This window comes from Pseudomonas pudica, from assembly GCF_015680405.1.
Classification (GTDB): Bacteria; Pseudomonadota; Gammaproteobacteria; order Pseudomonadales; family Pseudomonadaceae; genus Aquipseudomonas; species Aquipseudomonas pudica.
Genome location: NZ_JADLJS010000131.1, coordinates 1 through 201 on the forward strand (window position 1 = coordinate 1; position 201 = coordinate 201).

Genomic DNA, 201 nt, shown 5'->3' on the forward strand with positions numbered 1-201 from the left:
ACAGCGCCGGGAATGCGCTCAGCCAGCACCTGAGTGAACGGACCAAGACCCTGATCGGCCATGTGCATCGCTCGGCGTTTGCCCTGTTTGCCGGGCAGCAGGTAACGCCGCTGCGGGTGTCGCTGACAGTGGGCGAATACATGAGCCTGCTCAACGAAGCCCTGGAGGCGCGGACCGATGCGTTTCTGCAGCAGGTAGACA

Annotated in this window: 1 protein-coding gene; it reads left to right on the forward strand. The window is 63.2% G+C overall.

Annotation, left to right across the window (positions count from 1 at the left end; genetic code table 11):
• The coding region (locus IRZ77_RS26780; RefSeq protein ID WP_196174649.1) for a hypothetical protein at window positions 1-201 on the forward strand (201 nt) is incomplete at both ends.